Raw genomic sequence first — 18,944 nt, forward strand, 5'->3', positions numbered from 1 at the left:
TACCCAATATTATGTGTTAAATCACATATGAAAACAAATATTAGAATTTTCAGTTATTGTAAGCATCCCTATCGCTTTTTCATGAATTGGTTTAAGATGAAACCAATATTGTTTTTTCGAAAGGAGATTTACGTTTTGCCGCGTACCCTTGTGTCTACGATTCAATGGTTTTTATTCATCATCTGTACTAACATTGCCCCGCCCCTTGCCATCGCAGCATCGTTTGAACTCTCGGGTGCCGAGACGCTTTCCTTCTTATCTCGTTGTCTATTCGTATTTGCCATCTTAAGTCTCTTTCAAGTCCTGCTCGGACACCGTCTACCGATCATGGAAGGTCCTGCTGGAATTTGGTGGGGTGTATTTGCTCTTTATTCGTCGATTGGTGTCACATTGTACGGCAGTTATTCAAACACATTACAGTCGCTTGGATTCTTACTCCTACTCAGCGGTATCATCTGTATCGTCTTGACGATGACGGGTGTCTTACGGCGCTTAGTCCCCCTTTTTACACCGCAAGTCATCGGAGTCTACATGCTGTTGCTGTCGGCACAGCTGTCCGGATCCGTCATGAAAGGATTACTCAATATCGAGGATGGACGAATTCAAGTATTACCTGCCGTCATCTCGATTCTGACGGTCTTGATCTCACTTTATTTAGAACGAAGCGATCGCTTACGCCAGTACGCTTTATTAATCACGTTACTCGTCGGTTGGAGCATGTTTGCATTGATTGGTCGTGCCGAGATGCCAAGCTTCGACGGTCCACTGTTCACTTTACCGAGCTTGTTGCCGTTCGGCGGTATTCATGTCGACTGGAGCTTATTACCGACAGCTCTCATCATCTCGTTGTTGTTAATGACAAACGTCTTAGCAAACATCAAGGTCATCGAACGGATTATCAGTGCCAAGCGTGGTGAAACCGTCAAAGGACAAGTCGGAACAGCTGGTATCACGGCTGGTATCGGACAACTCTTCGCTGGTCTGTTCGGTACGGTCGGTCCTGTCGCCATTTCCGGAACAGCTGGTTTCATTGCCTCAACAGATAACACGGACCGCAAAGCGTTCGTCTATGCGAACATCACGTGCCTTTTCCTCAGTATCGTGACACCATTCGTCGGGTTGATCGCTAAAATCCCCGTCGCTGTCGGTTATGCGATGGTCGCACCGATTGTTGCCGGGATGGCGATCATCGGCGTCACGGAAGCAGCCCGCGACTTGAATCGTCAAACGGCGATGATCACGGTCGGTCTCCCGGTCCTCGTCGGCATCGGTGCGTTGTTACTACCAAAAGGGGCAACGGCCGATTTACCGCCACTCGTGACGACCTTGATGTCAAACGGTCTCGTCCTCGGAACATTGGTCGCCTTGCTCGCAGAAGGGTTACGCCATATTCGGACGAATGATTAATAAAAAGACGCTTTCTCGATTGAGAAAGCGTCTTTTTTCATGCATCAGCGAATACCGCGCATGTATTTTTGAAGTTTTGGTGCGAAAGCGAACAAGAGTAATCCGAAGATGACGGCAACGATACCTGTGATACCGAAGTACAAAATCTCCGTATCATTCGTGTAGTATTTAACGATTTGTGCGTTGACCGCTTGACCTGTTGCGTTCGTCAAGAACCACAGACTCATCGTTTGCGCTGAGAAGGCTGCCGGCGCCAATTTTGTTGTTGCCGATAGACCGACTGGTGACAAGAAGAGCTCACCGATGACGACGAGGAAGAAGCTCAGTGCAAGCCAGAGTGGACTAACTGACGTCTCCACACCGAACAGGATACCTGGTAGTGTCATGACGATGAACGAAAGTCCGGCGAACAGAAGACCAAACGAGAACTTTTGCATCGTCGTTGGTTGACGGTCACCGAGTTTGACCCAGAAGCTCGCAAAAACAGGTGCTAATACGATGATGAAGAGCGGATTCAACGATTGGAAGAATGCCGGTTGAATCTCAAATCCTAAGAATGAAAGGTTCGTCCGTTCACTTGCGAAGATCGAGAGGACGTATGAACCTTGTTCTTGGATTGCCCAGAAAATCGCTGCTGCGATGAACAACGGAATATACGCAATCAAACGTGAGCGCTCATCATCCGTGATCTTTGGACTACGAAGCATGACTGTGAAGTAAGCGATCGGAATCAAGATCCCGAGAATCGTGACCATTAAAGTAAAACGAGAAATTGTCAACAGTCCTGTCATCGATGCAACGACACCGAGTACCGCAACGACGACGACAACGATTGATGCGATCGTGATGAAGCGTTTTTTCTCGTCCCCTTTTAATGGGTTCAAGACATACGTACCCGCTTGACCAAGGTTTTTCTTTTTCGTCAAGACGAAGACGACAAGTCCTGCGAACATCCCGATGGCAGCGAGTGCGAAACCAGCGTGATATCCACCGCGGTCAGCCACTTCACCGACGACGAGTGGTGAGAGGAATGCCCCAGCGTTGATCCCCATGTAGAAGATACTAAAACCAGCATCGCGGCGGTTATCCGTCTTGCTGTACAAATCACCGACGATATTCGATACGTTCGGTTTCAAGAAACCAGTACCGATGACGATAAGTCCCATCGAGATGAAGAGGGCTGTAATGCCTGCTGGTAAAGCAAGGACGATATGCCCTAGCATGATCAAGATACCACCATAGAAGACGGTGCGTGACGTACCGAGTAAACGGTCAGCTACCCATCCCCCAATGATCCCTGACATGTAGACGAGCGAACCATAAACGGCCATGATTGACGCAGCTGTCGTCTTATCGATACCTAGACCACCGTTGGCAACTGAATCGTACATGTAGAAGATAAGGATGGCACGCATGCCATAGTAGGAGAAACGCTCCCAAAACTCAGTGAAGAAGAGGGTGAACAACCCTTTCGGATTCCCAAAGAATCCTTTTTGCGGAACGGTCTTGTAGACCTGATCGCGATCAAACTCTGCCATATGATCGGCTCCTTTCATCAATCCTAAATAAGTGCATAATCCATCATCTTTTCCCGCTTTCCCCAAACGATAAGCGTGACGAAACAGATAGGATACGAATACACTGTTTTGCCTGAATTGTCTCACTTCTTTTTTTATATATGAGACAGCACTTTACCATTCAACCGCAAATCATTTGACGAGTCAAATATTATTTACGTTACAAGAATAACAAAAAGAGCAGTCGACTACTCGACTGCTCAGGATTGCATCTGTTTCGATTCAATGATTGTAATTCCAGGCGGTGCATGTAACGTTTCACGGATCATCGCCGCAGCGACTTGACCAGCTTCGATCGGAGCAATGGCACTCCGCTTCAACAAGGGGCGTAAAACCGTCGAAATTTTCGCAGCCGCTTGTTCGCCTAAGCGGAATTCATCTCGATCCCCTAGCAACAATGACGGTCTAAAAATCAATAACGCGTCATATCCGAGTACACGTAATCCGTTTTCCGTGTCCCCTTTTACGCGATTGTAGAAGGTTTTCGCATTCGGATGGGCACCGAGCGCCGAAATCAAGGCAAATCGTGTCGCCCCGAGGTCTAACAATTCACGACCAAGTTCAATCGGATATGTGTAGTCAACCTGACGAAATGCCTCTTGCGATCCTGCTTGTTTGATCGTCGTGCCCAGTGCACAATAGACATGGTCGACGACAGGTAGTTCAATTTCTGTCACACGATCAAAATCAATCACCCATTCTTCCAATTTCGGATGAAAACGGCGCATCGGGCGGCGAACGAGAACATGTACCTCGCTATACGCATCTTCTGCCAACAAACGATCGACGAGTTCTTGTCCGACTAGACCAGATGCTCCTAAAATTGCTGCTCTCATACGTTTCTCCCTCCTTCATGCTGTCGACCAATTGGTACGAAATAGGAACGGTTTCCGGTAATCCGTTCTCCGGCACGTACACCAATCGCACTTGGTCTTCCTCCTAAAATAAAGACACCATACATATACGCGACTTCTCCCTCTTCCTGAAGTGAGTACGTCGGTAATTCTTGATACGCTTGATAAACAGCCGGTTGATCACGAAACGTATGCTGTTCATTCTTTAGCATGATATGTCCTTGTCCATCATGGACCGTCACGGTATCTCCTTCACGCCCGAAGATTGGTTTTTTAACGAATGATCGCTGGCTTGAAATGAATGGATCAGCGGATAAGTACGTCGGTAAAAAGTAACGCGTAATCGTCATATGGTCCGTTTCGCTCAAGTACGGATGATTGGCTTCATGCAACATCCAGATCAATGCAAGAACCGACTTAGCTTGCATTAAAAAGGCAGACGGTGGATTGATGATTTCGAGTCGACCCGTCTCGACGAGTTGCAGGAGTAATTGTCCTAAATTTCTTCCGTCCTCATCCCGGTCAAGTAAGGCCATCTCGATCGGAAAGGTTTGACGATATAAGATATCGATTCTTTTACCAGCCTCATCGTACAGACCTTCTTCCGGACGAATCTCTAATGCATGAAGTGGACAATAGGTCGCATCACTCCAAAACGACTGCAAATACTCAGCTGTCAATCGATCCTCGATGTGGTCACCATGTGAGGTGAAGACGACATGCGGATGCTGTTTCGTCCGATGTATCGCGGCTTCGATCGCGCGACGGACAGTTGCCTTCAGCCATTTGTTTTCCCCATCGTTGACCCGTTCAAAACCTTGTTTTTCCGCTACGACATCATTGACTTCAAATACTTCTTTAATGAAAGTCGGCGTATCCGCGTTCCATTCCATGAGTGAGATACGATCTGCCGTCGCAATGAAATCAAAGCGTCCGATGACGGTCAACGGTCGCATCGTCTCGAGTCGTAAAAAAGCGAGACTTTCAACTGGAAAGCCCAGCTCGAGCAGTGCCTCATCATCCATCGATCGAAGAATCGGAAGTACTTTTTCAAATATCTTGTAAACTTCTTGCGCCGCGATATGCAGTTGGTCGATTCGTTCTTCCGAGATGGGCATGATTTCCGTCACAGCGTACGGTTCCCCGTCTAGCACATCCCAAAAACGATCGATGTCTCCGTAAAAGGTTTGTCGTCTATTCATCCGCCGAAAAAGCCGGAAGATGAGCCTGTTCCGAATCCCTTTGTCTTCGTGTTATAATTCTTTACTTCTTTTGATTTCGGCGTATACCCTTTCGTTCGCATCGCACTATGCATCAAGGCACGTGATGCGAAATAACTACCACCCCAGTAATAGTATCCTGAATGGGTTGATGAACTATCATCACAGTACCAAACGCCTTCATCATTATCATACTCATAGTCATCACAATCCGGATCATCTGGTCGTTCCGCTCGTGCATCATCCGATCCACACCCACTCAGTGTCGTTCCGATCAACATTGTTGCAGCTAGTGTCGCTTGTTTCATCCAATTCACCGTCTCAGTCCCCTTTCCTTTTACTCTCGTTATGGATAGTATACGCTTTTTTGGAGAGAAAAGTTTCTTTGTTCTGTCGGAACTTTTTTTCCTTCAATGTGGTAATAGTATCTATAGAACGAAAAGGAGGATTTACGCATGTCACTTGCCTACTACGTTGAAGAAAATGGTGAATTCCATCCGATCTATCAATATGATCGTTATGCGATTGAACCGGAAGAGATCATCGCCCACCAACTCTGCGAATTTCATATCATCGAAGGACATCAATACGAGCTTCGTTCCAATGAGATGGCAGGTGATTACGATCAATTGATTGTCGATCATATCAAGGCATCACCGCGTGCGACAGAAGAACGCGTTTATCCACCGCATCAAATTCATATCGAGTTCAGAGAGTATTTATCTGACAGCGCGCAACCGCTCTTAAAGACATCAACGGTTCCGAATCACGTCCAAGCGATGCGTTTTTTGATCAAGGACAAAATTGAAGTCGAAGGACACGGTGTGTTTGAGCGTGACAGCTGTGAAATCGATATCGACCGAAATTGTTACGTCGTCTATCTTGCTGATACACTTTGAGATGTAAAATCAGGTCTCTTCATTTCCAAGAGACGTTTTTTTTGGCATACTAGAAAGTAAGAACGAATCAATCGAGGTGAACGAACATGAGTGAACAACCAAAAAAACTATCATTGCAAGAGGCAATGATCGAACGCTTGAAAGCAAAAAAACAAGCGCAAACAAAACGTCCGACTGGCTTACAAGGAACACAAACGAAACAATTGACGAGCCAACAGACGAAAAAAGCAAACAACCAGAAAAAACGGACAGGCGTCTAAGTCACAGGAATTCATGAAATAAGGAGTAATTATGAGTATTTTAACGGTATCTAACTTAAGTCACGGATTCGGTGACCGCGCCATTTTCGAAAATGTCTCCTTCCGCCTGTTAAAAGGCGAGCACATCGGTCTCGTCGGTGCGAACGGTGAAGGAAAATCGACGTTCATGAACATCATTACGTCGCAACTTGAGCCGGATGAAGGAAAAGTCGAATGGGCGAAGCATGTACGCGTTGGTTATTTGGATCAGCACGCTGTCCTTGAAAAAGGATTAACCATCCGCGATGCACTTAAAGGTGCATTCCAGTACATGTTCGACATCGAACAGGAAATCAATGATTTGTACGGTAAAATGGGCGAAGTCGAGCCAGAAGAACTGGAAAAGATGCTCGAAGAAGTCGGCGTCTTGCAGGACATTCTGACGAATAACGACTTCTATACGATCGATGCAAAAGTCGAAGAAATCGCGCGCGGTCTTGGGCTCGATGAGATCGGACTCGACCGGGATGTACAAGAGCTCAGTGGTGGACAGCGGACGAAAATCCTGCTCGCCAAACTCCTTCTTGAAAAACCGGACATTCTCTTACTTGATGAGCCGACCAACTATCTCGATGTCCAGCATATCGAATGGTTGAAACGCTACTTGAATGAATATGAGAATGCGTTCATCTTGATTTCGCACGATATTCCATTCCTCAATAGCGTCATCAACTTGATTTATCATATGGAAAATCAAGAATTGAATCGTTATGTCGGTGATTACGACAACTTCGTCACGATCCATGAAGCGAAGAAAAAGCAACTCGAGTCCGCGTTCAAGCGTCAACAGCAGGAAATCTCTGAGTTGAAGGACTTCGTTGCCCGGAACAAAGCCCGTGTCTCGACACGGAACATGGCGATGTCGCGTCAGAAGAAGCTCGATAAGATGGATGTCATCGAACTTGCGCAAGAGCGTCCAAAACCAGAGTTCCACTTCCTCCAAGCACGGACACCAAGTAAATTGATGTTCGAAGCAAAAGGTCTCGTCATCGGATACGATGAGCCACTTTCGCGCCCTCTTGATCTGACGATCGAACGTGGGCAGAAGATTGCGTTGCACGGTGCGAACGGAATCGGGAAATCGACGTTGCTCAAGAGTTTGCTCGGTGAAATTCCAGCTGTCTCGGGTGTCGTTGAGCGAGGCGAGAACTTGCATATCGGGTACTTCGAACAAGAAGTTAAAGAGAAGAACTCGAATACGTGTATCGAAGAGATTTGGAATACGTTCCCGTCTCTGACACAACAACAAGTCCGTGCTATGCTCGCGAAGTGTGGTTTGATGACGAAACACATCGAATCGAAAATCGAAGTGCTCAGCGGTGGGGAAAAAGCGAAAGTCCGTCTTTGTAAATTGATGAATACGGAATCGAACATCCTCGTACTCGATGAGCCGACGAACCACTTGGACGTCGAAGCCAAAGAAGAATTAAAACGTGCGTTACAAGAGTACAAAGGAACCGTCCTGTTGATCTCACACGAACCAGAATTCTATGAAGCTGTTGCGACAGACTTATGGAACTGTGAATCATGGACGACAAAAGTATTCTAAGCTACACCATACAAAAGATGGGATGCCCAGAAGGGTATCCCATCTTTTTAGTTCATACACTTAATCATTGCATGATCGTGCATCTTCACGCACACTAAGACTTAGAAAATGATTATGAAGGAGCGTGTTTTTTTGGAAACGATCACGAAAAAGGCAACACTATCCTATCTCCATGTTCCAAGCGGTGGTTCAGAACAGTTGATTGCCCGTCTCTATTCACCTGAACATACAGCGAATGCTCCACTGATTGTTCTCTTCCACGGATTTCCCGGGAAACAGTTGAACATGGACTGGGCAGTTCAACTTCAAAGTGCAGGGTACCATGTACTCGTCACGTCGTATCGTGGAACGATCGGGAGCCCTGGAACCTTCCGATTCCAACATGTTTTGGAAGACGCGACCGCGACACTACAGCACGTCTGCTCAGAGTCTTTCACTGCCGAACATGGCATCAAGGCGGATCAGATTACCGTCGTTGGTCATAGCATGGGCGGTTTCGCCGGTCTACATGCTTTTGCTGAGACACCAGAGGCTGCACATTATGTCGGAATCTCTCCGTTTAATTTTGGTCTCGTCGGTCAGCTCGTCCTCGAACATCCGGAATACGAAGCTGCGCTACACGGTGTACTCGAACGAGGAGCTGGTTTCCTAAATGGTGCCGTTGCTGACGCGTTACTCGATGAGTTGAAGCACCATCATACGACTTGGAATTTACTGACGCTAAAAGAACGTCTAGCCGATCGCTCGATGTTGCTTATGACGTCAGAAAGGGACGAAACATCGATCAAAGCACTCCATCATGACTTATTGCTATCCGACAGTCCGTTCGAGGAAGCGATTGTCGATAGTGATCACAACTATATCGAGAATCGGGACGCTGCCTTTAACGAATGGACAGCTTGGCTCGCCCGACAATGAAAAGAGCGCTCAGCGTACGACTGAGCGCTCTTTTGCTGAAGTTCGAGTCCGTTGCACAGGACGGATCCGTATCCGATAAAGGACGAGCGTAAACATCGTCAGTGTTGAGATAGCGTACCAGATCGTCGTGAACAGGGTTCCGGTATCCGTACCGATGAAAAGACCATGTGCCGTCATTAATAGCCAAGCAGGTAAGACCAGCCAGTGTGTCAATTTCCAAAGCGTCTTGCCTAACGTCTCCTTTAAGAAATCCGAAGTCACGAGAACGAATCCGAATAAGTAGAGACTGATCGTTCCTAGCGCATTCCAGAGTGGTTCATAAGAAGCTTGGCCCGGAATCAGGACTTCAAAGATCGTCAGTGGTGCGTATGAATCGACGATGATGAGCGTCGCATGAAGGACGATTGCGAGCAAACCTGCCCAGCCACTATATAAGTGCACGTGATGCAGTCGTGCTTTTTGTTTTTTGAGTGCCGGGTAGGAACCGAGCAATCCCGCTAAGACAGAAATCGTCATGAAGAAGTGCCCACTTAATCCACTCAACCGGATCATCATCCATGTTGAGAACAACCATTTCATCCAGTCCATGTCTCACTCACTCCCTTCTGTTCACTTCGCCATTCCCCAGCAGTATCCAAAATCAATAATCGTCCTTTTGGAAACCAACGAAACAGCTTTTCTTGACGTTCTGTCTCTGTCATCTGAAAGGCAAGCTTCGTCATGACTTCGGCTTCATAGAGTTGTGGCGCAGATGCCGTCACTTGAAGAATCGGACTTCTCGTCGGACGTCCTGTTCGTCCATCTAACAAATGATGATGCGTCTGTCCGTCCGTCTTCCACGATCGATAGACACGGTTCGATGTCGCAATCGCACCTTGTCGTAATTGCATGTCAGCGACGCGTTGTTCGGTCTCGGGATGCGTGATCGTGATATTCCATGGTTCCTCCTCGGACCAGACGATGACGTCACCTCCCGCTTCAATCAATCCACGACTCCAGCTTTTTCGTAGTCGCTGCGCTGCGATCATCGCGGCAGCTCCTTTTCCGATTCCACCTAGGTCGATAAAACCGCCTCCGACTCGCGTCACGTCACATCCTTCAATGATGAACGGGGCGATCTCTGGTGGAGCAATCTCTTCATAAGCGACAGCTTGTGTGAAGGGAAATGATTGGCGATAGCCATTGGCTTGTTGTTGCGCCAGCAGGAATGGGGAAAAATAACGTTCGGTCTGCTCGAAGTATCGCGTGGCGCGGGCCAGTAAGCGGGCTAACGGTAAGGACACAGATAACGTGTCGCCGATCCGTAAGCGATTCAATCGACTGACTTCACTTTGCTTATCAAAGCGTGACCACTGCCGATCCACATAATGAAAGAATCGGACAAGTTCCTCCCATTCTGCTTCATCGATCGGCTGATCCGTCACGAACCGCACCTGATTATGCATCGCATACAATTGTCGCTCCATCTTCCTCCTCCTTACCTCGAATGGCTAGACTGACCGTCACTTGATCCACCGGGTTGACTGAAGCCAGACGATTCATCACCTTGCCATTGATCATCATCGTCATCTTCGTAATATCCATCATCCCCTTCGTATTCGCCTTCATCATCGCTATACTGATTCCCTTGAGATGGTAGCGTCGTATCGTTCGAATACGTATCGCCTGTCGAAACAGGTGTCGTAGAGGAATCGTTCGAACTGACACTCAACTGACCAATCGCAAGTCCGATGAAGACGGAACTACTAAGCCCGACGAGCCATTTCGCAAATGGTTTTGGTTTCATCTGTTTCCTCTCCCTTCTTGTTACGTTTACTGTATCGAAAAAAACTGACAACTAACTGACGGCAACTATGGGATAATGAGAAAAAAAGAGGAGCGATGTGCATGCGCGTTTTGGTAGCAGAAGATGATCAGCGTCTTGCGAAGATGTTACGCCTCCATTTGGAGCGGGCAGGATATCAGGTAGATGTTGCGCAGGATGGAGTGGAAGCGCTCCTCCAATGTCAGACGTATCGCTATGACTTACTCGTTCTCGATTGGATGATGCCTCGTAAGAGCGGAGTCGAAGTCGCCGCTACCTTACGGCAAGAACAGTTTGAAGGCGGCATCTTGATGCTGACTGCTCGCGATACGGAAATCGATCTCGTTCATGGTCTCGATAGTGGAGCCGATGACTATCTCGTTAAACCGTTTCAATCGAATGAATTACTGGCACGACTGCGCGCGCTCAGTCGTCGTCAACAAAAGGCATTCGTGTCGACGGTTTCTTTCAATGGACTACTCCTCGATCTGTCCTCACAAACGATTTCTTACGAGCGACATCCAATCGATTTAACACGACGTGAATTTGAATTCCTTTCCTTACTGTTAAGACGACCTGAACAGGTGATGAGTCGTGAATTGATCATCGAAGTCGTGTGGGGGATCGGGGCGGATATTACGGATAACGCGCTCGATGCGCTCGTCCGACTCGTTCGAAAAAAATTAGATGCGGTCGGTGCTCCTAATTTGATTCGGACAGTTCGCGGATTCGGTTATCGTTTAGGTGATCCGCATGCTTGAATCGATTCGAAAACGACTGACCTTGTTATTCAGTGGCTCGTTTTTTCTTGTACTAGTCCTTATCCTGATTGGTGTGTATGTCACGAACGCTCAATTGCTGAATCGAATGGAATTGAATCAATTGAAGAGCGTATCTGATCGAGATATCTTCGAACGGATCGAGCATGGGGAGGATCACTTCATTCGAAATCCGATCTACTTCCAGTTACTCGATGGTTCAGGAAACGAACGCTATGCAAGTCTGCCGCCAGACGTCGAGTCCAAAACACTGCGCCGTTTTTTAAGCTCGAATGATACGACGCAACAAGTGGAATGGGATGATCGACACTTCTTGCTGTATCAACGGAGTACCGAAGAAGGACGGCTACTACTGATGAAGGACATCTCTCCGACCGAAGACACCTTACAGCGATTGATTGCCGTTCTGGCGGGGATCGCGGTGCTCGCAACGATTGTCCTGACGCTAGTCGGATATATCCTTGCTGGTCGAGCCGTCATTCCGGTGCAACAAGCATTCGATCGTCAACGTCGTTTTACGTCCGATGCTTCACATGAACTACGGACACCTCTGACAATCGTCTACAGCGGGATTGAATTGCTAGAAGCGGAATCACTTTCGAATGAAGGGCGTACGATTCTAGAGGACGTTAAAGCAGAAACGGCAGGCATGCAGTATTTAGTCTCTGATTTATTATTGCTTGCGCGAGAAGGACAACCTTCACCGAAACAGGAAGTTGACCTTAGTTCGCTCGTTCAAAAGACCGTCGAACGTTTTCAGCACGCCTACTCGGATCGCGTCATCCACGCTTCGATAATGCCTGACTTACGCATGAAGGGAGATACCCATCAATTGAACCGCTTATTGACGGTCTTTCTTGAGAATGCTCTTGTCTACAGCGATGACGTCATTGATGTCTCTCTCGAAGAAACTACTACAGAACGCCAGTTGACGATACAGGACCGCGGAATCGGTATCGCTTCCAATCAACAAACTAAAATATTCGAGCGTTTTTACCGGGGGGACCATTCGCGTCACGGAACAGGAACCGGTCTTGGGTTATCAATCGCTCAATCCATTGCGGAGCAACATGGCGGAACGATTTCCATTGATTCCACATTAGGTGAAGGTACACGGTTCATCATTCATTTCCCAACTCTTTAAAACGGTGTCAGTTAACTGTCAGATAAGCAGGGTAAAGTGAAATTATGCTTTACCATACTTATCCAAGGAGGTTTTTGATATGTTGGGGAACGTACCGCTTCATCCACTTCTTGTCCATGCACCGATTGCACTTTTATTATTTGCGACGATCCTATTACTCATCAGTCTGAAGTGGACACAATTCAAACTGTTTGCCCTTTTTACGTTAGTCGTCGGTCTGATTTCCGGAGTCGCTGCCTATTTGTCTGGAGACGGAGCAGAAGAGTATGCGGAAGCGAATTTAAGCAGCGTTACCCATGCTGCCATCGAAAATCATGAGCATTTCGCGTTGTTCAGTCTCGTTGCCTTTGGTGTCTCGCTGTTATTTCTTTTGTTAGGTTACCGCTCGAACAAAAAAATGTTTTTATTACTCAGTTTCGTTGTTGCCATCGTCGGTAGCGGACTACTTGCTTATACTGGTCATCTCGGTGGTCAGATGGTCTACGCCAAATAAAACAAGAGCCGGTCTATTTTCTCTTTTGATGAGAGAAGTAGACCGGCTCTTTTATCTTGTTTCTGTTTATTTACGATGTGCACGTCCCGGGCGACGGTTATTCGAACGACGTGTATTTCCACGTCCTTCTGTCGTCTTCCGTGATCCTTTACTTTGATCGTGCTGTGCGCGAATCGCTTCTTCAGACAATTCGACGACGATCGGCGTGACCGAGATGTTCAATTCCCGTTCCATATCACGGAACGTCCGACCATCTTTTGGTGTTACGATGGAAACGGCAATTCCGTCGTTCCCAGCACGTCCTGTCCGACCAATCCGGTGAACGTAGCTTTCCGCATCATCCGGTAAATCATAGTTAAAGACGTGTGTCACACCTGTCACATCAAGTCCACGCGAAGCGACATCTGTTGCGATCAGGAATTGTGTTTTTCCTTGATAGAACTTCGCCATCGCTTTTTCACGTTTCCCTTGCGTTAGTCCACCGTGCAATTCATCCGTCGGATACCCTTGCATCTGCATTTCTTCGTTCAATTTACTAACGCGACGTTGTGTACGACAGAAAATAATGGCTGCGTACGGACGCATCTCGTCAAGCATCGTCCGCAGTGTCGCTTGCTTGCGGCGATCCGTTGTTTCGACGACGAACTGTTCGATCGCTTCAACAGTAATGCTTTCCGCCTCCACCTGTACTTCGACTGGATTACGCAAATACGTTTTCGCCAGTTCCTCTACTTTCGGTGGCATCGTTGCAGATAACATGACGAATTGACGATCAACCGGTGCTGCTTCGATGATGTCTTCAATTTCTGGCAAGAAACCGATTTGCAGCATTTGGTCCGCCTCATCCAAGACAAGCGTCCGTAATTCACTTAAATCAAGTGTACCGCGACCGACGTGGTCAAGAATTCGTCCTGGTGTCCCGATGATGATTTGTGGCATCCGACCGAGGCGTTGAATCTGTTTAAAGACGTCTTGTCCACGTAATCGCCGAGCGCGTGGTCCACCGTGATGACGTAGGATGATGTTTGCGTATACAGCAAGCGCACGGTACTGTTCCGTGTTCCGAATCAGTTTATGCGTCTCATCGGCAATTTGACGCGCAAGTTCGCGTGTCGGTGCGACGATCAATGCTTGTACCGTTTGTGATTCGACATCGATTTGCTCAAGGATTGGCAAGAGAAACGCTAATGTCTTCCCTGTTCCCGTTTGCGCTTGACCAATCAAGTCGCGTCCGTCGAGTAATGACGGAATCGCCTGTTCTTGAATCGGTGTTGGTTCCTTGATGCCTTGTTTTTGTAATTTTTTTATCCACAGGTCACTGATGTGTAATGTTTCAAATGTTGACATGATATATCCTCCTAAAAATTATCCACAGAAAAAAGCTGTGGATAACCTGCTTCGCATAGACAAAAACAGTTATCCACAGCCGTGCTCTATTCAGTATACACAATTTACGCGTTTGTTGCTTCCTGTTTTAGCTTCCAGTCGAGCACGAACGTACCAAACGGGATGAATGATGCGATGAACGCAATCCCCGCTTTGACGATCGACCAATCGTATTTGAATTTCACGACCGCGAGCCAGAGTGCATACATGACGAACAAGACACCGTGAAGTGCACCCACGACCGAAACAGCTTGCGGAATATCCGCCATATACTTCAACGGCATCGCAATCAACAGTAAGACTAAAAACGAGATTCCTTCTAGTATCGCAATCATTCGGAATTGCCCAAGCGTAGTTCTTAACATCCCGTCACTCCTTTTTCTTGATTCCTGTTCTTAGTATACGGGATGGACGATCCTTCTGTGACCTGTGTCACAGGATTGTCAGATTTCAAGTGGACGTAACCGCGCTTCGATGGCAGCTCGCTTTGGTTCAAGAAATGGTGGTAACGCAAGCGTCTCCCCTAACGTTTCAACCGACTCATCCGTCGCGAATCCCGGTGTATCTGTCGAGAGTTCGAATAAGATATGGTTCGGTTCCCGGAAGTAAAGAGCTTGGAAATAGTGACGATCGACTTTACCAGAGTTCGGTAAGTGATAGGCATTCAGGCGTTCGACCCACTTTTCATATTCATCACTGTTCGGTACTCGGAACGCGACGTGATGGACGCCACCACGACCAAGACGTTCTCGGTCGAGATCTGGACGTGCCTCGATATGAACCTCTGCTCCGATACCACCTTCTCCCGTTGCATAGACTTCAATCGGTGCAAAGTCACCTGCTAAAGATGGATAAGAACCTACTTTTCGGAATCCCATGACTTCCGTCAGTACACGGATCGTCAACGTCGGATCGTTGACCGTCAATGTGACGGCTCCTAGTCCAACGATTGCATGCTCCGATGGAATTTCTTCTTGCGGCCATGGTACACCACCTGTGACACCTACCTCACCATCTTCTGCGACGAGAATCAAACGTGTTCCTTCCTGATCACGAAAGGCGAGTGTTCGACGCCCTGCTCGCTCGACGATTTCATCGTGATCCACACCTTTCGCTTCAAAACGTTGTTTCCAAAAATGAAGTGCAGCCGTTGTTTTGACACGAAGCGATGTCGAAGAGATACTCGATGCCCCCGGTACGCCCGTTCCAAGATGCGGAATATCAAAAAACGTCAAGTCCGTTCCTGGATTCCCTTCCGCATCTCCATAAAACAAATGATACGATGTCGTGTCATCTTGATTGACAGTCTTTTTGATCAGACGCATGCCAAGTATTTGTGTGTAGAATTGATAATTGCGTTCCGCCATGCCTGTTAAGATCGATACATGATGAATTCCGAGTAATTCCATCTTCCTCACTCCTTGTCAATGATTTGGTAATTGGAGTATATCTCACATTTATCTTGAATTCAAGATATTAGTCTAATAAAAAACCGCCCCTCCGAAAAGGGACGATTGAATAGTTGAAATTAAAGTTTTACGACGTTAGCAGCTTGTGCTCCACGTGCGCCTTCAGTGATTTCGAACTCAACTTCTTGACCTTCGTCAAGAGTTTTGAAGCCTTCACCAGTGATTGCTGAGAAATGTACGAATACGTCTTCTCCGCCTTCAACTTCGATGAAACCGAAACCTTTTTCTGCGTTAAACCATTTTACTTTACCTGTGTTCATGGGAACAACCTCCAAAAATAAATTACTTAATACATATGCTGGGCATATGAAAAGAATTCATTATTGTCCCGAAATACATGGAGCAACGAAAAGATTGTTCGTGACACGATGTGAATCCGTAATGACAATAACAATATTAAGCTAACGTAAGTATAGAATGGATGCGCTTTAAAAGTCAAGTTGTCAGACCAATGTTTTTTCCAATTGATTCCACTTCTTCTACATAACTAAAACAAAAAACAGGTTCAGCCGAAACTGAACCTGTTCTTCTGTTTTAACGGTGGATCCAGACAGCTCCAGCAGAGTTATCTTTTGCTTCACCGATGACTTCAATCTTCAAACCATTGTTCGGGAGTAGTTTCCCTGCATCCGGAATCAACTGGTTGATATACGATTTCGAATCATCGAACTTTGTCACACCTGGGAGACCTTTATAATCGTATGTTCCACGTGATGGCGAATCAATCAACCATGCAGGTGCTTTATCAAAGCTAAACGCAGCATCTGCGATTTGGTAACGTGTGCTTCCTGTCGTGACCGGTTTACCATTGAGTGTTCCGACGATTGCTTCAGGATGTGAGTCAACGACTCCAAGGAATCCTTCACCTGGGTGAACACCTACCCAGTTATCGTCAAAGCTCGAATCACCGTACCAGACGACAAGCCCTGTGTTATACTTCACGCCGCGTGCATGCTCGAGTGCTTTATCCGAGCCTGCATAGTTACGCCATTCGAGGTAGTATGCGTTATCTGCGTAAGAGAAACCGTCTGATGCGACGAAACCGTCAAGCGTGAATTTCGGCGTACCTTCTGCATCATCTTCAAAGACGACTTTACCGTCAACCGTTAGCTTCGCGTTATCAAGTGCGAATCCATCTAGCGCAAGACCAGCGTCTCCGACGTAATCAAATTTCAATGTCACTTTTTTACCCGCGAATTCGCTGAGATCGTACGATTTATCTACCCATGCTCCTTTAGTAGAATCAGCGCGCTGATCTCCATCTGTATCTTCATCACCGATTGTATCGATGACTTTTGATTGTCCATCCGCCGTCGCTGTAACAGTCAAGAAGTCGTAGTTATATTCAATATCATACAATGTTTTGAAGTCGAACTTCGCTTCTTTCGCATTCGTCAAATCAAACTCCGGGGATGTCATGGATGTATGCAAGTCGTTCCCTTTTGTGCTGTAGTAATACTTTTTACCAAATGCCGGTGCGATGCCTTTTACCGGTTTTTTCGGTAAGTTGACTTTGATGATTCCTGGATTTTTCGATTTCGTGACGCTCTGATCGAGGTACGAAGCTGTTCCTAGCTTATCTAAGGAATCAAAATCAACTTGTTGGATATTCGCCCAGTTTCCACCCATCACATTTTGGAAGAACTCTTTGTTTTGTGGTGAGAAACTTGTTGGTTCTGTTCCGGCGATATTTCCGTTCCAGCTACCACCACTCATGATGGACCATGAAGCGACTGGTTCACCTTGACCCGTGTACTTCGTATCGTACTCATCAGGAAGTCCAAGATCATGACCAAATTCGTGCGCGAAGACACCAACCGCACCATCTTCAGGCTGCACCGTGTAATCATAAGCAGCCATTTTTCCACCCCAGTAATCAACACTTGCTGTCGTATTTGCTACCGGATGAACACCATCTAACGTCCAGCGGTGTGACCAGATTGCATCGTCACCAAGAGTACCGCCACCTGCTTCTTGTCCCGTACCCGCATGAATGATCATCAAGTGATCGACGAGACCATCTGGTTCGTTCAAGTCACCGTCTCCATCCATATCGTACTGGTCGAACTTATCGTAATCTGCTAAGTTAATGCCGGCTTGGACAGCTGCCGCTAACGAATCCTTGACGAGACCACGTGGTCCTTTTGATCCCGGTAAGTTATCGTTTCCACCAGCAGGATTATCTGAACCGTAATCCTTCGCTGTACCAGGAACCGTCAACCAGTTCGATACCGTACCATCGACTGAATAACTACCACCTGATTGTTCTTCATAGTATTGTTTGAACGTCTTTACTTTGTCACCATTGAAAAGTTCGAATTCTTTATCACCAAACATTAAATCTTGGTAATGTTTTTGATTGAAGTCATCTGAGTACATATATCCAGGTTCTTGAACGACGTTGTTGTGCTTGAAGTCGCTGTACTCGACGAGGAGGACAAGGACTTTATCCGTCCGTGTTGCACCGTTATAGGCTGCCTGTTTCGCTTTATCTACTTTGACGAAGCCGTTTGGATTGCCTTTTTTGTAGTTTCCGTGTTTTTTCTTCAATTGTTTAGCAAGTTTTTCCTTTTGCTTTGTTAAGAAGTCTTTTGTCTTCTTATCAAATGCTGCTTCTTTACTGGATTCATGATCATGATCGTGATCAGCAGCCGGTTTTCCGTTCGCCTTTTTGTCCAGATACTTTTGAACGGCTTGTTGTTTTGCTTCTGTTGAAGCTGCTTTTGAAATGACCCCACGTTTTTCAAGCACTTTTGCTAATCGATCCTGATCGACCGTGTTTAAATCCATCGGTGCACCAGGTGCTACTTTTTCGGCTGCTTGTACGGACGTTACCTGCCCACCAGGTAACACCGGACCAACAGCAAAAGCAGCTGCCGTAATTCCAGATAGAACGGCTAGACTAAGCTGTTTCTTTTTCCCCACGTGAATTGACCCCCTATGTAGTAGTGAAAAGCATGTGATTACTATACTTTTCTGAATATTCAAATCATAGGTTATTTTATTTCGTTAATCAATCGCTTTTAAGATAATTAGTTCTTTTCGACCATACCTATTTTTTGGAATTTAAATTAATCAGTTATTTTAAAAATCACTCTCCTTTTTTGTAAAAATGACCGGATTTCTTCTTTTGTTTCACGGTACGC

Annotated in this window: 20 protein-coding genes; 8 read left to right on the forward strand and 12 right to left on the reverse strand. The window is 46.6% G+C overall.

Features of this window, described 5'->3' with window-relative positions; all coding sequences use genetic code 11:
* Nucleotides 1–135 precede the first annotated feature (135 nt).
* Nucleotides 136–1,407: a purine/pyrimidine permease gene (locus tag EXW93_RS15490; RefSeq protein WP_023469734.1), complete on the forward strand. Its 1,272-nt coding sequence runs from the start codon at nucleotides 136–138 to the stop codon at nucleotides 1,405–1,407.
* 44 nt (nucleotides 1,408–1,451) lie between these two features.
* On the opposite strand, the gene EXW93_RS15495 is transcribed toward EXW93_RS15490, so the two are convergent.
* The 4 genes from EXW93_RS15495 to EXW93_RS15510 form a co-directional block, all read right to left on the reverse strand.
* Entirely contained in the window at nucleotides 1,452–2,945 is a 1,494-nt protein-coding gene (locus tag EXW93_RS15495) for a peptide MFS transporter (protein WP_023469735.1), read from the reverse strand.
* A gap of 239 nt (nucleotides 2,946–3,184) precedes the next feature.
* Nucleotides 3,185–3,820: a Rossmann-fold NAD(P)-binding domain-containing protein gene (locus EXW93_RS15500; protein WP_023469736.1), complete on the reverse strand. Its 636-nt coding sequence runs from the start codon at nucleotides 3,818–3,820 to the stop codon at nucleotides 3,185–3,187.
* Nucleotides 3,817–5,040 (reverse strand): glutathionylspermidine synthase family protein, encoded by a 1,224-nt coding sequence (locus EXW93_RS15505; RefSeq protein ID WP_023469737.1) that lies wholly within the window; start codon nucleotides 5,038–5,040, stop codon nucleotides 3,817–3,819. The genes EXW93_RS15500 and EXW93_RS15505 overlap by 4 nt, the downstream gene beginning before the upstream one ends.
* Complete coding sequence (locus tag EXW93_RS15510; protein ID WP_174316788.1) at nucleotides 5,037–5,366, reverse strand: hypothetical protein; 330 nt, start codon at nucleotides 5,364–5,366, stop codon at nucleotides 5,037–5,039. Before EXW93_RS15510 ends, EXW93_RS15505 begins: the two co-directional genes overlap by 4 nt.
* Nucleotides 5,367–5,513: 147 nt before the next feature.
* Between EXW93_RS15510 and EXW93_RS15515 the strand changes: the two genes are divergently transcribed.
* The 4 genes from EXW93_RS15515 (at nucleotide 5,514) to EXW93_RS15530 (ending at nucleotide 8,723) form a co-directional block, all read left to right on the forward strand.
* Entirely contained in the window at nucleotides 5,514–5,957 is a 444-nt protein-coding gene (locus EXW93_RS15515; RefSeq protein ID WP_023469739.1) for a hypothetical protein, read from the forward strand.
* 86 nt (nucleotides 5,958–6,043) lie between these two features.
* Nucleotides 6,044–6,217: a hypothetical protein gene (locus EXW93_RS15520; RefSeq protein WP_023469740.1), complete on the forward strand. Its 174-nt coding sequence runs from the start codon at nucleotides 6,044–6,046 to the stop codon at nucleotides 6,215–6,217.
* 31 nt (nucleotides 6,218–6,248) lie between these two features.
* Nucleotides 6,249–7,805, forward strand: a complete 1,557-nt coding sequence (locus tag EXW93_RS15525; RefSeq protein ID WP_023469741.1) for an ABC-F family ATP-binding cassette domain-containing protein — start codon at nucleotides 6,249–6,251, stop codon at nucleotides 7,803–7,805.
* A gap of 132 nt (nucleotides 7,806–7,937) precedes the next feature.
* Complete coding sequence (locus EXW93_RS15530; RefSeq protein ID WP_035395579.1) at nucleotides 7,938–8,723, forward strand: alpha/beta hydrolase family protein; 786 nt, start codon at nucleotides 7,938–7,940, stop codon at nucleotides 8,721–8,723.
* Between the two features lie 9 nt (nucleotides 8,724–8,732).
* Here EXW93_RS15530 and EXW93_RS15535 read toward each other — a convergent pair whose 3' ends face one another.
* Genes EXW93_RS15535 through EXW93_RS15545 form a run of 3 tightly spaced genes read right to left on the reverse strand, consistent with a single transcriptional unit; the run spans nucleotide 8,733 to nucleotide 10,509 of the window.
* The gene (locus EXW93_RS15535; RefSeq protein WP_055969614.1) at nucleotides 8,733–9,311 is read right to left on the reverse strand and encodes a ferric reductase-like transmembrane domain-containing protein; all 579 of its coding nucleotides are present in this window, start codon (nucleotides 9,309–9,311) and stop codon (nucleotides 8,733–8,735) included.
* Nucleotides 9,299–10,189, reverse strand: a complete 891-nt coding sequence (locus tag EXW93_RS15540; protein ID WP_055969618.1) for an FAD:protein FMN transferase — start codon at nucleotides 10,187–10,189, stop codon at nucleotides 9,299–9,301. Before EXW93_RS15540 ends, EXW93_RS15535 begins: the two co-directional genes overlap by 13 nt.
* A gap of 11 nt (nucleotides 10,190–10,200) precedes the next feature.
* Nucleotides 10,201–10,509, reverse strand: coding sequence for a hypothetical protein (locus EXW93_RS15545; protein WP_023469745.1), 309 nt, complete (start codon nucleotides 10,507–10,509; stop codon nucleotides 10,201–10,203).
* 101 nt (nucleotides 10,510–10,610) lie between these two features.
* On the opposite strand from EXW93_RS15545, the gene EXW93_RS15550 reads away from it, so the two are divergent.
* The 3 genes from EXW93_RS15550 (at nucleotide 10,611) to EXW93_RS15560 (ending at nucleotide 12,943) form a co-directional block, all read left to right on the forward strand.
* Nucleotides 10,611–11,288, forward strand: a complete 678-nt coding sequence (locus EXW93_RS15550) for a response regulator transcription factor (protein WP_035395573.1) — start codon at nucleotides 10,611–10,613, stop codon at nucleotides 11,286–11,288.
* Entirely contained in the window at nucleotides 11,281–12,450 is a 1,170-nt protein-coding gene (locus tag EXW93_RS15555) for a sensor histidine kinase (protein WP_035395571.1), read from the forward strand. The genes EXW93_RS15550 and EXW93_RS15555 overlap by 8 nt, the downstream gene beginning before the upstream one ends.
* Nucleotides 12,451–12,529: 79 nt before the next feature.
* Nucleotides 12,530–12,943 carry a DUF2231 domain-containing protein gene (locus tag EXW93_RS15560; protein WP_023469748.1) on the forward strand — a complete coding sequence of 138 codons (414 nt, stop codon included), beginning with the start codon at nucleotides 12,530–12,532 and terminating at the stop codon, nucleotides 12,941–12,943.
* A 66-nt stretch (nucleotides 12,944–13,009) separates the two neighbouring features.
* Here EXW93_RS15560 and EXW93_RS15565 read toward each other — a convergent pair whose 3' ends face one another.
* The 5 genes from EXW93_RS15565 to EXW93_RS15585 all read right to left on the reverse strand — a co-directional run bounded on the left by EXW93_RS15565 (nucleotide 13,010) and on the right by EXW93_RS15585 (nucleotide 18,723).
* On the reverse strand, nucleotides 13,010–14,290 hold the full coding sequence (locus tag EXW93_RS15565; RefSeq protein ID WP_174316707.1) for a DEAD/DEAH box helicase: 1,281 nt from the start codon (nucleotides 14,288–14,290) through the stop codon (nucleotides 13,010–13,012).
* A gap of 104 nt (nucleotides 14,291–14,394) precedes the next feature.
* A complete protein-coding gene (locus EXW93_RS15570) occupies nucleotides 14,395–14,694 on the reverse strand; it encodes a DUF3817 domain-containing protein (RefSeq protein WP_023469750.1) in 300 nt (99 codons plus the stop codon).
* Between the two features lie 78 nt (nucleotides 14,695–14,772).
* On the reverse strand, nucleotides 14,773–15,738 hold the full coding sequence (locus EXW93_RS15575) for a ring-cleaving dioxygenase (RefSeq protein ID WP_023469751.1): 966 nt from the start codon (nucleotides 15,736–15,738) through the stop codon (nucleotides 14,773–14,775).
* A 119-nt stretch (nucleotides 15,739–15,857) separates the two neighbouring features.
* On the reverse strand, nucleotides 15,858–16,058 hold the full coding sequence (locus tag EXW93_RS15580) for a cold-shock protein (RefSeq protein ID WP_023469752.1): 201 nt from the start codon (nucleotides 16,056–16,058) through the stop codon (nucleotides 15,858–15,860).
* 274 nt (nucleotides 16,059–16,332) lie between these two features.
* Complete coding sequence (locus EXW93_RS15585; RefSeq protein ID WP_055969621.1) at nucleotides 16,333–18,723, reverse strand: immune inhibitor A domain-containing protein; 2,391 nt, start codon at nucleotides 18,721–18,723, stop codon at nucleotides 16,333–16,335.
* Nucleotides 18,724–18,944: the final 221 nt, after the last annotated feature.

This window comes from Exiguobacterium sp. JMULE1, assembly GCF_013337175.1.
Taxonomy (GTDB): domain Bacteria; phylum Bacillota; class Bacilli; order Exiguobacteriales; family Exiguobacteriaceae; genus Exiguobacterium_A; species Exiguobacterium_A indicum.